This window comes from Coleofasciculus sp. D1-CHI-01 (assembly GCF_040218875.1).
Lineage (GTDB): Bacteria > Cyanobacteriota > Cyanobacteriia > Cyanobacteriales > Coleofasciculaceae > Coleofasciculus.
In genome coordinates this window covers 52,341-66,561 of record NZ_JAVJQP010000146.1, presented here as the reverse complement: position 1 = coordinate 66,561, position 14,221 = coordinate 52,341, and the positions used below count along the sequence as shown (strand labels likewise).

At 45.9% G+C, this 14,221-nt stretch carries 8 protein-coding genes; 3 read left to right on the top strand and 5 right to left on the bottom strand.

Annotated elements, in window-relative coordinates; all coding sequences use genetic code 11:
• Complete coding sequence (locus tag RIB93_RS25795; protein ID WP_446377022.1) at positions 1-237, bottom strand: hypothetical protein; 237 nt, start codon at positions 235-237, stop codon at positions 1-3.
• A 151-nt stretch (positions 238-388) separates the two neighbouring features.
• Between RIB93_RS25795 and RIB93_RS25790 the strand changes: the two genes are divergently transcribed.
• Positions 389-952, top strand: a complete 564-nt coding sequence (locus tag RIB93_RS25790; RefSeq protein WP_446377020.1) for a DUF928 domain-containing protein — start codon at positions 389-391, stop codon at positions 950-952.
• A gap of 85 nt (positions 953-1,037) precedes the next feature.
• On the opposite strand, the gene RIB93_RS25785 is transcribed toward RIB93_RS25790, so the two are convergent.
• Complete coding sequence (locus tag RIB93_RS25785) at positions 1,038-3,743, bottom strand: CHASE2 domain-containing protein (protein ID WP_446377018.1); 2,706 nt, start codon at positions 3,741-3,743, stop codon at positions 1,038-1,040.
• A gap of 561 nt (positions 3,744-4,304) precedes the next feature.
• Between RIB93_RS25785 and RIB93_RS25780 the strand changes: the two genes are divergently transcribed.
• Complete coding sequence (locus RIB93_RS25780) at positions 4,305-7,655, top strand: ATP-binding protein (RefSeq protein ID WP_446377016.1); 3,351 nt, start codon at positions 4,305-4,307, stop codon at positions 7,653-7,655.
• Between the two features lie 211 nt (positions 7,656-7,866).
• Positions 7,867-8,292, top strand: coding sequence for a hypothetical protein (locus RIB93_RS25775; RefSeq protein ID WP_446377014.1), 426 nt, complete (start codon positions 7,867-7,869; stop codon positions 8,290-8,292).
• Positions 8,293-8,507: 215 nt separating this feature from the next.
• On the opposite strand, the gene ilvB is transcribed toward RIB93_RS25775, so the two are convergent.
• From ilvB to RIB93_RS25760, 3 genes are all read right to left on the bottom strand, one after another.
• Positions 8,508-10,367, bottom strand: a complete 1,860-nt coding sequence (ilvB, locus tag RIB93_RS25770) for a biosynthetic-type acetolactate synthase large subunit (protein ID WP_446377012.1) — start codon at positions 10,365-10,367, stop codon at positions 8,508-8,510.
• Between the two features lie 285 nt (positions 10,368-10,652).
• The gene (locus tag RIB93_RS25765; RefSeq protein WP_446377010.1) at positions 10,653-11,633 is read right to left on the bottom strand and encodes an ABC transporter ATP-binding protein; all 981 of its coding nucleotides are present in this window, start codon (positions 11,631-11,633) and stop codon (positions 10,653-10,655) included.
• 143 nt (positions 11,634-11,776) lie between these two features.
• The gene (locus RIB93_RS25760) at positions 11,777-14,146 is read right to left on the bottom strand and encodes a transglycosylase SLT domain-containing protein (RefSeq protein ID WP_446377008.1); all 2,370 of its coding nucleotides are present in this window, start codon (positions 14,144-14,146) and stop codon (positions 11,777-11,779) included.
• Positions 14,147-14,221 lie beyond the last annotated feature (75 nt).

The window sequence follows — 14,221 nt, the reverse complement described above, 5'->3', positions numbered from 1 at the left end:
TCAGGGTGAAAACGAAACGTTAGTGGTAAAACCCGCCCCTACACAATCTCCCTCATCTCCCCCATCTTCCCCATCTTCCTCATCTTCCCCATCTTCCTCATCTTCCCCAGCTCCGCCAGTCCCTCTATCTTCTGCCTTTTGGTGGATGCTATTTTTGCTAAATGTTATAATACAATTTTTAGACAACTCCACAAATAGGGTAACAGCAATTTCGGAAGATCTTGCTGAAACAAACAATTAAATCTTCAGGTGGATAGACCGTCACTTAAACGAGTCTATCTCTAGAGTAACTGTATTAATTTTAGACCCCTGTATCAATTTTAGATCCATGAAACCCTTTCATTTTTTCAGTGTAAAGTGGCTTAGTTGGCGTTTCCCTTTAATTCTATTGTCCATCACACTACCTTTAGAATTGGCGATTGTTCCTAGTCTGGTCGCCCAAACTCAAGCTGTGACAGATCCGAATAATAATGAACCTTTTACACCTCCTGGAGATGACAGTCCAGATGATGATACAAAAGGAGCAGGAACTCGTGATGGTGGTTATTGTACCCAAGATGAGGTGGCTGAAGGTACACCAGGATTTTCGGTTTTGATGCCAGTTGAGAGTGAAACGATCGCCCAACGTCCTACATTCTCACTTTATATCCCAGAAACAGTAGCGCGGAAAGTGTTTTTTAGTTTAAAGGATGCTGAGGAAGAGTACGATTACCAGACAATCATCACATTACCAAAAACCGGGAGTGAGTTTAGCTTTCTATTACCAGAAGATGCGCCTGATCTAAAGACAAACACGCCATATCAATGGTCTATTAGTTTAATTTGTCAACAGTCGCTTGATCCCAATGACCCAACTGTAACGGGTGTAATTGAGCGCGTTGAATCTCAAGAAATTACAGGGAACAGGGAACAGGGAACAGGGAACAGGGAACAGGGAACAGGGAACAGGTAAGGTAGAATTTTGAGTTAACTTCCCCATCTCCCCCATCTCCCTCATCTCCCCCATCTCCCCCATCTCCCCCATCTCCCTCATCTCTCTATTCCCTGTTCGGGAGACATTCTTCAATCAAGGCGTGATTGCTTTCGCGTTCTGACTTTTTCAGATATTCTAGAGCAATCCGTACCGCCGCCGGAGATGTGGAGTAGTCTTGGGTGAGTAACTCTAGAATGCGACGGAGTTGGAGTTTTTCGATTTGCTTGCTGGTAAACCAAGACAGTGCGATCGCGGATAGAATTAATCCTAGGATTGGCGGAATCACTGGTATCCACCACCCCTGTAAGAAGGCGTTATAGGCAATGGCGACTAATACTAAACCTGCGATCGCAATTCCCAACGCCACCCGCTGAGGAGACTGCAACCGCCAACTTAATACTGTACCGATTAAAGACCACAGCAAAACCCACAACCCCTCTTGGAATTCACTCCATGTCCGGATTAGGGGACGATTATCTAGGGCTGCACTTAAAATCTGGCTGGTTAAATTAGCATGAACCACCACACCCGCCATCCCTTGTGGTGTGCGAGACAAACTCCCACTGTAGGGGGTATAGAAAAAGTCCTTCAGGCTGGTTGCGATCGCGCCAATTAATATAACCCGTCCGGTAAACCCATGATCACGCTTTAATTCTACAGGAATCTGATTCTCTAGTAAATCAGTAAGCGAGATGGTGTAAAAATCCTCTAAAGAGCCACGATAGTTTAATAGGATCTGATAGCCGCCAGTATCAACCCGCACATAGCCGCCATCATTTTTATCCAAGGGTAAAAATATCGCCTGACCCAATTGCCAACGATGCTGTTCTTGAGTTTGAGGTGTAATTCCTTGGGCTTCTAGATACTGCAATGCTAGTTTTAAGCTGAAACTCAGATGAAGTTGATCCGCCAATTGAACAGATATTAACCCTCGACGGACTTTGCCATCTGCATCCAATACCATATCCACAAAACCGACTTGTCCCAACTGATTTAAACTTGGAGGAGGATTCACGGAATTACCAACAACTTTCTCTGCACCAATCAGATTAGGAGTAGACTCAAATAGCTCAACTAATTCTTGATGTCCGGGTTCGACAGGCAAATCTCGATACACATCTAAACCAATGACACGCGGATTATCCGCATTTAATCGAGTAATTGCTTCTGCCAACACTGCATCCGGGAGGGGCCACTGTCCAACTTGAGTGATATCATTTTCATCAATGGTGACAATCACAATCCGTGGATCAGGGGGTTCTAAGGGGCGAACTCGAAAAAAATTGTCCCAAACATCCCATTCTAAACCTTGCAACAATCCTGTTAAACGTAACAGAATTACCAGAATAGTTGTGCTAAGGCTGATCACGCCAATCCATCCGCGCCACAGTCGATGTCTGATTGGTTCTGTTTTAGCTTTCTTGGTCGCCGATGACAGCAGAGAGTTGGCTTTTTCAATCGCTTTGAGGGCGTTCTGAATGTCTCGTCGATTTAATTCTTGACTCGCCGCTAAAAACTGATAATCTAGATCACTCAAACTCTTCCCTTGAGACCAGGTTAATGCCTCTCTTAATGCCTTTCCTTGCAGCAGGTGGGATTGATTCTGTTTTTTTGAGGTAATCCAGGCGTTGAATGCGTCAGCATAAGGACGCAGGGAAACTAATTTTTTGGTTACCCAGGTTTGATTAAATACTTCTGCATAAATTCTATTCTTTACCTGTAATATTCCCTGATTTTTAACCAACAAACCCGATAACAAAAGTTCGCTTATTTCTCGCGAGTCATCTACCTCAATCTCCACACCTTGTAACACCTGCTGATAAATACCCAGCATTCTACCCGTCCGTTGACCATTCCCTTGAATCCGATTCTGAATCGTTCTCAAATGTTCGGGATCATCCTGAGACGCCCAGTTATTAATGATGCGCGATCGCACCAGGTTTTCTACCCACTTGTATTCCTGACCTGGCGGGACAACTAGCCTCTCCGATTCTGTATTTTCTGCCGTTTTCCAGACTAAATTACACAACTTCTGGGTAAGAAATGGCTGACCCGATGTCCACGCCAAAATTGCTTGGACAATCGTCTCAGGCGTATTGACGTTTCTGTCTAAGCCTTGGATCAGGGGTTGTACTTCTGTGAGTTTAAACCCTTGTAGTTCTATGGCTTGACCAATATTAAAAGAAGTCCGGCTGCGATCGCGAATTAAGTCCGATGGTGCAGCGACGCCAAAGAAGACAAAGACAATCCGATTATAGTCAGGATTAATAGCGCGTTGATTATAGCAAAATCGAATTAAAGCCCAAAAATCATCAATGGGGAAATCAATGCTGAGGATTCGATCAATTTCATCCATTAAGATGACCAATCGTTCACTGGAGAATTGATCGAGCAAAGCTTCTTCAATAAAGTGACAGCATCGTTGCAAAAAAGAGATATCTTCTCGCTCTTTCCACCAAGATTTTAAATGAATCTTTCCCCGCAGATTGAACGCCAACCATAACTGCGTGACAACGCCCTTATACCACTGTACAGGCGTCGTATATTCACCACCGATTGTGGTCATATCCAGAACACCACAGCGGAATCCTTCGGCTTCCAGACGATACTTAGTTCTGACAAGGAGAGAAGATTTGCCCATTTGTCGAGGGCTAAGAACATGACAAAATTCACCCGCTTTTACCGCCTCATAGAGTTGGGCGTCTGCTTGTCGCACCACATAGGTAGGATCATCATGTCTGAGACTACCGCCAACTTGGTAATTTGTCATTGGTCATTGGTCATTGGTCATTTGTCATTGGTCATTGATAATTTGTCCTTTATCATTAAATAGTTATATTGTAGGGGCGATGTAGGGGCGGGTTTAGGGACTAAAGTCAGCTATTGCTGAAATAACGGAACAACAAAACCCGCCCTCCTCACCACCAACGGAACAACAAAACCCGCCCTCCTCACCACCAACGGAACAACAAAACCCGCCCTTCAACCTAGCTTGTCACCAACAACTGAGCCACCCAACCCGCCTTTATTCATAATTCAGCATAACCCGTTGAATATAAAAATTAAAATAGATAAAAAGTCATAAAATTTGAGGAATTTTGCGAAGTTAATTTTAAAAGCATCAATGAGACATTTTGTCAATTCATAAAAATTAGTCAGTTGACTAGAACCTGAGATGCATCACCATTTCGGCATAAATACCATTTTCTTGTCAGGTGGGTAGAATGCCAACTCCGCACGAGTAGATTCACAGATGTATGGATGCTGCCAACTCTGTCCGCTTGCCTCACAATAGGAATAGGATAGCAGCAATCACAACAGGGACTCTACTATGACTAGGGGTGCATGGATAAAGCAACGATGGAAGCAATTGCGCTCACATCGGCTACCTCAAAAACCTCGACTTTCTTATCTAGGCGCATTTATTTTAACACTATTCAGTTGCCTAGTCGTCTACACGGTATCTGGTTCAGCTCAATCTCCAGTTGCGCCAGTTTCATCCTCACTGGTAGAAATAACTCAGGGATGGCAATATCATTGGGGTGATTTTTATCACCAACAACCCAGGCTTTCAGAAGCGACGCAGAATCCGATATCTCGTGAACAATGGCAGTCATTTCAGTTTCCCGGAAAACTCCAAAAACCAAGCCATAAAAATGTTCAAGTTCTGTGGTTGCGTGTTCCTTTACCCGCTAAAAAATGGCACTCACCGACTCTCTATTTTGGCGCTGTACCTTATATATTAGATGTATATTTAGGAGAGCAACATCTCTATAATCAATGGTCACTCAATGCGGCTGGACAAGCCATACTAACAGACTATCAATTGCCACTCGTTCAACTTGAGCCAGGATTTCAGCATCAAACCCTCTTATTTCGGGTGTATGTCGGAGAAAATGCTTCAATTTATATCGGATTATTTGATCGCGTTGTCTTGGGTAATCACAATACTGTAATTAAACGTTTCTTTCAACAACAAAGCCATGCATTACTCGGTATTCTATTTTTTGCGTTAGGATTAATCATTCTGGGATTGTCTTTAAGCCGCCCCGAAAAAAAATCATACTTTTACTTTGGTGTTTTAACAACGATGATCGGTATATATACCCTATCGCGGTCTTTTTTTATCCCTGTATTTATTAATCATCTAGAAGCATTACGCTTCTGGGAATATACATCATTCTATCTGATACCTGTAAGTGGTTGTCTTTTCTTTCAAGAAATGTTTAAGATGAGATGCCAGTCTATTATTCGCCATCTCTGGAAAATTCATCTGGCTTATGCCGTAGCCGCGTTAACCTTAGTCACCACTCACACCTTTTCTTGGAGTCAAACCGTCACTTTGGCTCAATTCTTGTTTTTAGCCAGTGCGATAATGATTTTAACCAAGGCAGTGCAAATTTCTCGGACGGGTAACGTTGAAGCTAAACTCTTTACATTAGGATTTAGTCTGCTCACCCTATCCGCCATTAATGATATTTTGATTTATCGCCTAGAGTGGGTGAACTGGTATCAAAAACTTTATCCTTGGGGAACATTACTTTTTATTCTCATCTTGGGCATTCTGTTAGAGCGTCGATTTACCCAAGCTCATCACCTCCTGCAAGATTATGCCATAGAATTAGAAACAAAAAATACTGTCTTACAACGACTCGATCAGCTTAAGGATGAATTTTTAGCGAACACATCTCATGAACTTAAAACTCCCTTGAATGGAATTATTGGCATTGCCGAATCGTTGATTGATGGAGTAACAGGAAACCTATCGGATGCGACTCGGTTTAACTTGTCGCTCATTGTTTCCAGTGGCAGACGATTGCACCAGCTTGTTAATGATTTACTGGATTTCTCGCAACTCAAACACCATAACCTACAACTGAATATTAAACCTATCGGAATTCGAGAAGTAACTCATGTAGTGTTAACCATTTCTCAACCGCTGGTGGGTAAGAAACCGATCGAGTTAATCAATAGTATCAATCCAGAGACTCCCCCGGTTGATGCCGATGAAAACCGTGTTCAACAGATTTTATATAATTTAGTCAGTAATGGGATTAAGTTTACGGAACAGGGAACCATTGAAGTTTCCGCGACGCCAGTTAATGATATGCTGGAAATTCATGTAATAGACACCGGAATTGGCATTCCACTGGACAAAATTGATCGCATTTTTGAATCGTTTGAACAAGCCGATGGTTCCATTGCTCGCCACTATGGAGGAACGGGATTAGGTTTAGCTATTACCAAACAACTGGTTGAACTTCACGGCGGGATAATTAAGGTTGAGTCTACGGTGGGAGTGGGGTCACGCTTTACATTTACGCTGCCTTTATCTCAGGAAAAGGTTGATTATCAATCCTCCGTCGAAGTCTCCCAGGTGCAAGATTATACACCGCGAACTGTTAGCCCGGATCGCATTCTCATCGCTCAAGAGATGGCGGTTACTCCAGAGGGAACCTTCCACATTTTAATTGTGGATGATGAACCCACGAATCTCCAGGTAATTGTCAATCATCTATCGTTGCAAAATTATGCAATTACCCAAGCCTCTAGTGCCTTGGAAGCGTTAGAGTTGATTCGCTTAGGGTTCAAACCTGATCTAATTTTGCTGGATATAATGATGCCGCAAATGACGGGGTATGAACTGTGTAAAAAACTGCGGGAACAATTTCTCCCCAATGAACTACCGATTGTCTTGTTAACAGCGAAAAACCAGATTTCTGATTTAGTGGAGGGGTTTGCGGTTGGCGCGAATGATTATTTAACCAAGCCTGTGTTAAAGAATGAACTATTAGCCCGAATTAAAACCCATCTCCGCTTAGCTAAAATCAATGCCGCTTACGGAAGGTTTGTCCCTTATGAATTTCTGCAATTTTTGGAACGAGAAAGTATTGTGGATGTGCAATTAGGGGATCAGGTGCAAAAAGAAATGTCTATTTTATTTGCCGATATTCGTTCGTTTACCAGTTTGTCGGAACAATTGTCACCGAAAGCAAATTTTGATTTTCTGAATTCATATTTAGGTCGTGTGAGTCCCGTAATTCGCAATTATCGTGGATTTATTGATAAATATATTGGCGATGCGGTAATGGCATTATTTCCCCAGATGGCTGATGATGCAGTACAAGCGGCAATTGAGATGCAAAAGCAAGTCAGTTTGTATAATGATCACCGTCAAACCTGTGGGTATGAACCGATTGCAATTGGGATTGGTTTGCATACAGGGAGTTTAATGTTGGGAACGGTGGGAGAGTCTCAGCGAATGGATACAACAGTGATTTCGGATGCGGTGAATTTAGCCTCGCGTTTGGAGGGATTAACTAAGGTTTTTGGGGTGGAGATTTTAATTAGCGAAGAAACGTTAAATGGGTTGACAAATGCTCACCATTATAGTTATCGTTTCTTAGGTCGAGTGACGGTGAAAGGAAAACTCCAACCGATCGCGATATTTGAGGTGTTTGATGGTAACCCGCCGCCACTGATTGAATTGAAGCGACAAACTCGGACGGAGTTTGAACGGGGGGTGCATCTGTATGTGGAGAAAGAGTATACCAAAGCGCAGCAGATTTTCACTCAACTGTGGCAATGGGACGATCGCGATCGCGTGGTTCAATTTTACCAGCAGCGTTGTCAGCAAGCCGAGCGATCGGGTGTCTCGGAGGTGGATATTATTATTCCCTAAGTCGCGTCATGGCTAAACTACCTCATACTTCCGAAACCCGCGATGCGTTGACCACCACAGACGGAAGGGATTGTGATCTGCTCACCCTTAACCATTTCCGAGGAGCTGCGGTTTTCACTTCCCAACTCTTGACAATATAATTATAGTATATATAACTACATTTTTAGGGCGGGAAAAGTGCTTTAGCCACAAATCAGCCAGGGGTAAATCTATGAAGCGTTTGAACGTTATACAAGCTACAATCAATGTCTGTTCCACCATACACTGTCCCTTTTTTGATAGTCAATGTTCTGCGTCTGGGAGTTGTCCCAAGTATTATGAATCCTATCACTGTCATCTAGCCAGTGTGTTTGCCTTTCATTCGGATGGACATTGGTTGTTTGCCGCCAATGAACATGAACTGCGCCATATCCAACAAGTTAACGATAGCTGGATTACTCACTATAGTTATATTCCAGGGCAACACGGAGATGGAGATAGGCAAGACAATACACCTACAAGAAACCATGGATTTTCTCCCCAGTGCGACTATCCGCATATCGAGAATGATGTATTCTCAAATTCGCCGGAAATAGCTCAGAAAGTCTCACCAATCAGTATTAGCCTGCTCGATTCTATTGAATTTGAGGACTATTAACCTCAACTAACCTAGATTCGTTGTTGGTAAACCTTGTGCCAGAAGCATTGAAGTCCCGACTACCAGCTAGTTGTAGACATTCAGCTAAACCGCCAGGAGCCTCGCGCCGTTTAAGATTAACTTATTTATTCAGCACCCCTAATAGAGAAAACAGCACCAAAAAAGCCCCCCACAAGTGCAAGGGACTTTTGACTATCCAATTTCCCAGTAACTGATTACAGTTTCGTCCCACAAACCGGACAGAAATGATTTGTGGTTGGATTCTGAGTCCCACAGTTACTGCAATCGACCACCTCAGCCACCTGTTCTTGCTGGCGGCGTTCTGGCAATCCGATCATTTGGGCATTACTCTTACCCGGTGCAACCATCGGATAACAATTCTCATTCTTGGTGACGCGGACATCCAACAACACCGGACCATCATACGCTAACATTTCGGCGATCGCGTCCTTGAGTTCGTCGCGATGCTTCACCACCATGCCCTTGACCCCATAAGCTTGGCACAGAATAACAAAATCCGGCATTCCTATTTCCATATTCGAGGACGAATACCGCTGTCCAAAAAACGCCTCTTGCCACTGGCGCACCATTCCTTGCCAGCCATTGTTAATAATCACAGTCTTGACACTAATGCCATACTGTGCTATGGTTCCTAGCTCCTGAATATTCATTTGTACCGAAGCATCACCCGCCACACAAACCACTTGCTGATCCGGTAGGGCAACCTTCACACCCATAGCCGCAGGAACTCCGTATCCCATTGTGCCTAAACCAGCACTGGAAATCCAACGGCGCGGTCCCGTCTTCAGAAATTGCGCTGCCCACATCTGATGCTGACCCACATCCGTGGTGTAGTATGCATCTGGGGCTTGCCGATCCAACTCCACAATCACCTCTTGCGGCGAAATCGTATCGGGATACTGGGGCGCTTCTAAGGGATACTCTTGACGCCAACGCTGAATTCGCTTCAGCCATGCCTGAGTTTGGTTCGGATCAGCCGGAATTTCCTGTTCCTCGTAGCGCCGTAATAACTTAGCCAGCACCTGCTGCACATCGCCGACAATTGGCACTTGGGGGGCGCGGTTTTTACCCACTTCCGCCGGGTCAATATCGATATGAATCACCTTAGCATGGCAAGCAAACTGATCCAGCTTCCCAGTAACGCGATCATCAAACCGCGCACCGACGGCAATCAGTAAATCACATTCACTCACGGCAAAATTAGCATAAGCCGTGCCATGCATTCCCAACATTCCCACCGACAACGGATGAGATTCATCAAACGCCCCTTTCCCCATCAGCGTTGTCGTGACTGGAATTTGGAACGTTTCTGCCAATTGCTTGACTTGCTCATGGGCATTCGCTGTAATCGCACCGCCGCCGACATACAGTAACGGTTGCTGCGACTCTCGGATCAGATGCAACGCCTGATTAATTTGCCGGGGATTTCCCTTAACCGTAGGACGATACCCCGTCAGCTTAACCATACCCGGATCAACAGGGGTGTAGTCAAATTCTTCTAGCCCCACATCCTTGGGAACATCAATTAACACTGGACCCGGACGACCGGTACTAGCAATATGGAACGCTTCAGCCACAATCCACGCCATATCACGAGGATCACGCACCACATAAGAATGTTTGACAATCGGCAGCGTAATGCCGAAGATATCCGTTTCTTGGAACGCATCCGAACCAATCGCCGCCCGTGTCACCTGTCCGGTAATCACCACCAAGGGAATCGAATCCATGTGGGCGGTAGCAATCCCTGTAACTAAGTTTGTCGCCCCAGGACCCGATGTCGCAAAACAGACACCCACTTTTCCTGTCGCCCGGGCATATCCATCCGCCGCATGAGCCGCACCCTGTTCATGGCGAACCAAGAAATGTTGCATTTCCCCGCGCTCTTCCCACTGATACAGTTCATCATAGATCGGCAGGATTGCACCACCGGGATAGCCAAAAATATGCTCAACCCCATGACGCTTCAGACTATCCATCAGGGCGTAAGCACCCGTGCGACGGGTAACGGTTTTTTGTTGGACTTCTTTTTTAGAGATACTTTGGTAACGCACCAGATACCCTCACTAAATGATTAACGGTTTTTCTTAGAGTTTTGTATAACCTGACAATAGGTTCACCAAACCTATGGTAGATCTTTGAAATTGAGCAAGTAGCCTTTTAGTCTAAAACAAATATAGGATCACTGTCTAGTTGTCATTGGTCATTGGTCATTGGTCATTTATAATCCCTCTGCTCCCCCTGCTCCCCCTGCTTCCCCTGCTCCCTCTGCTCCCTCTGCTTCCCCTGCTCCCTCTGCTCCCCATCTCCCTCTGCTCCCCATCTCCCCCATCTCCCTGCTAATGGCTCGATTCAATCCCCCGCTGCTGTAACTGCTGCATGAAAAATTCCTCTAACGAGGAACGTGCTAGGGTAATCTCGATTAATTGCGCTCCCATCAGGCGCAGACTGGCAATAAATTCTTGGGGTTCGCCTTTGAGTTCACCGTACCAGCGATCTTCCTCGAATGCCAGTTCCTTAACCCAGCGCTGGAGAATGTCGAGGTTACCGCCTTTCCCACGAACTTGGTAATGAGTCGCTACACCCAAAAGTTCATCCAGTGTGCCAACACAAATTAACTCTCCCTGTGCCAGAATCGCAATGCGATCGCATATCTTCTCCACATCGGATAAAACGTGGCTATTGAAGAAAATGGTTTTACCTTGCTCCTTGAGTGAGAGAATAATTTCCCGGATCTGATAGCGTCCCATGGGATCGAGTCCCGACATCGGCTCATCCAGAAACACTAAATCAGGGTCATTGATCAGGGCTTGTGCCATACCGATGCGCTGAAGCATTCCCTTAGAATACTGTCGCAACTGCTTTTTTTTCGCCGCCGACTTCGATAACCCAACTAACTCCAGCAATTGGGGAATGCGTTGACGTTGACGACTTTTGGGGATTTGAAACAACCCGGCGGTCAGTTGCAAGAATTCCCAACCTGTCAGATAGTCATAGAAATAGGGATTTTCTGGCAAATACCCGATTCGCTGCTTTACTCCGCGATCGCCAATGGGTTTTCCCATCAGCCAAGCCCGTCCAGAGGTAGGACGGACAATCCCCAGTAAAATTTTCAATAGCGTCGTTTTACCTGCCCCATTCGGACCAAGCAAGCCAAACGTCTCTCCCGGTTCAACACAGAGAGAACAGTTTTTCAGTGATTCAATTTTTTGATTCAGCCAAAAGCCAGTGCGATAGACTTTGCTTAGCTCAGAAGTCGCGACAACTGGACTCTGGTCAAGGGTAGTCAATGCCCCTGGCAAATTAGCAGTCGAATCCATTCCCTATTAATTGAATTACAGAATTAACAGTTCTATCGTTATAACTGTATCAGTATTTGGCTGCTTCTGGTACACAAAGTAAGCATTGAATGTTTTCTTCCCCTGCTCCCAGACGTGCCATGGCACGTCTCTACACTGCTCCCTCAACGACGCATTGCCGTGGACTGACTCTGAGAATGTTGGGCAACTTGCTGGGCAACATTGGGATCATACAACCGTAAATAATTCCAATAGTTCCCAAACACCTGCTTCACATAATCTCTGGTTTCATCAAAAGGAATGGATTCAACAAACTCATCTGGATCACCAGCACTTTTTTGTTGCAGCCATTTTGACAAATTCCCTTGACCCGCGTTGTAACTGGCGATCGCGAGTAAGGAGTTGTCGTTATAAGACTGGTGAACTTCTCGCAGAAACCAGGTTCCCAGTTTGATGTTATCGTCTGGATTTTCTAGAGAATAATTCTCCATATCAATATTTTCTGCTGCCCACTCCCCTGTACTGGGCATCATTTGCATTAAACCGACAGCACCAGCACCCGACCGAATATCGGGTTCAAAGCGAGATTCTTGGCGAATTAGGGCAGTTACCAATAGAGGATTGAGTTGCCGCTTTTGGGAGTAGGTTGAGATCTTATCTGAGAAAGGAAAGGGATAGAGGGCTTGCCAGTAGGTGAATTTTTCCTGTAAGTCTTGGTACTGCGCTTGTTCTTTGGGGGTATCCCGATCTTCTAAGCTGGCAAGGGTAGAAATGCCGCTCAAGTAATCTCCGATTGCCAACTGCACCAAGCCATCAGTAAACTGTTCAGCGACAGTGGGTTCGAGGCGATTTTGGAATTCGGCTTTCCAAAGTATCCAAGCATCTTCGTCTTCACCCAGTAAATAGAGTTCTTTGAGGGCGGCTGAACCCACCGGTAACAGGGGTCGAGTTTTCGGCAGAACCAGTTTCGGATCAAGTTGACGGACAGTTTTAAAGTCGCCCACATCCCAACCAAGCTTCACGGCAGAGCGCCACGCATAGTAAGACTGGGGGTGGTGGGTAATCACCTGCTCGAATGCGGCTTGGGCATCCTGTCGGCGTCCCAATTCCCTTGCCCATTTGCCTACCCAAAATCCAGCCTGACGTGCCAGGAAACCATGGGGATTTTCCGTGGTAATCGGTTCTGCCCATTCCCATGCTGCCTCGACATTGCCGGATTCAGCGTGCGATCGCGCTACTTGCCAACGGTAGGCGGCGGCGGCGTCAGACTCGCCATACTCATCAATCAATTGTTTTCGGGCTTCCTCGGCGGCTTGATAACTTCCTAGGCGTTCCAGGGTTTCGGCTTTGACCAAAAGGGCTTCCCCAGCGCGTTCGGGGAAGCGTTCAACCACTTCGTCTAGATAGGGAACTGCCTCAATATCCGGTTGCAGTTGCGCCAGTTCAATCAGGGCAGCGGGTGTTTCCTCGGCGTCGGGAAAATCACTCACCATCTGTTTGTATGCCCGTTTAGCGTCCGCGTACTGCTGGGCAAATTTCAGGGCTCTTGCCACTAAATAGGCATTATTGGATGTTTCGGGAGCTTTGGCATAAGCGGCGCTGGCTTGACCATATTTCCGATCGCGCCAGTAGCCCACCGCGATCATTTGCCAATCCTCTGGTTTAATTAGAGGTTGATCATCGGAGTCAACTGCCCTACCGTAGTTTCCCACCAATTGGTCTAAGATCGGTGTCACATCTGGAGTGACCTCTGGGGTATCAAAGGCATATCGAGCCAACAGCAGCATCAACTCAGGCTGATCGGGATTCTCTTGCAGGCGCTGTCCGGCTAACTCCAGAATCAGCGGATGAGAGGGGTAGTTGGCGACGGCTTTCTCCCAGTATTTGGGATCGTCAATAGGCGGTTCATACATCTGCTGGATTTTCTCTTGCCAACTCGGATTGGCGGACAATGATTTGATCTCGTCTTCCTGATACTCAGACTTCTTAGAGAAAAGAGCATGAAGCGCATAAGCCGCAACGGGCTGATCAGCGTAACGTTGCAGCAGGTTTTGCCATTCCGTTAGGGCTTTGGTTTTCTCTCCAATTTGTTCGTAAGCTTGGGCGCGTTTAACCGCGATATAGCCACCGAGTACAGGATAGTCCAACTCCAATCCCTCTAACCAACGCAGCGCCTCCTTGCCCTTGTCTTGTGCCATTAAATCCGCTGCCAAAAGATAACGCGCCCGAGACTTATCAATGGAATTTTTTCCTTGCGCGATCGTCTCAAGTTTGGCTTTTCGCTGGTTCGCTGGTAAAGACGCGAGTCGCAAAACCGCCGTGTCGCTCTGTTTTTCTGGGTTAAAGGAATTATGCTGCACAAATGGTAGCCGGATGGTCAATTGACCCAGCCCCCTGGTATACTTACCACCTATCAGCGTTCCTCCCCAAATTAGACCGGCGAGTCCGACTCCAGCGACTAGAGCGATTTGTCGTCTTCGTTGTCTACGCCTTGAACGGCTGTGGGGGGCGAAAATCTCGCGTCTTTTATTCATAGAACCTCCTGGTGACGCACATCTATCTTAGATCCGGTTAAATTCATCCCTCGCCAAATCAGGGTGATTTCCGAT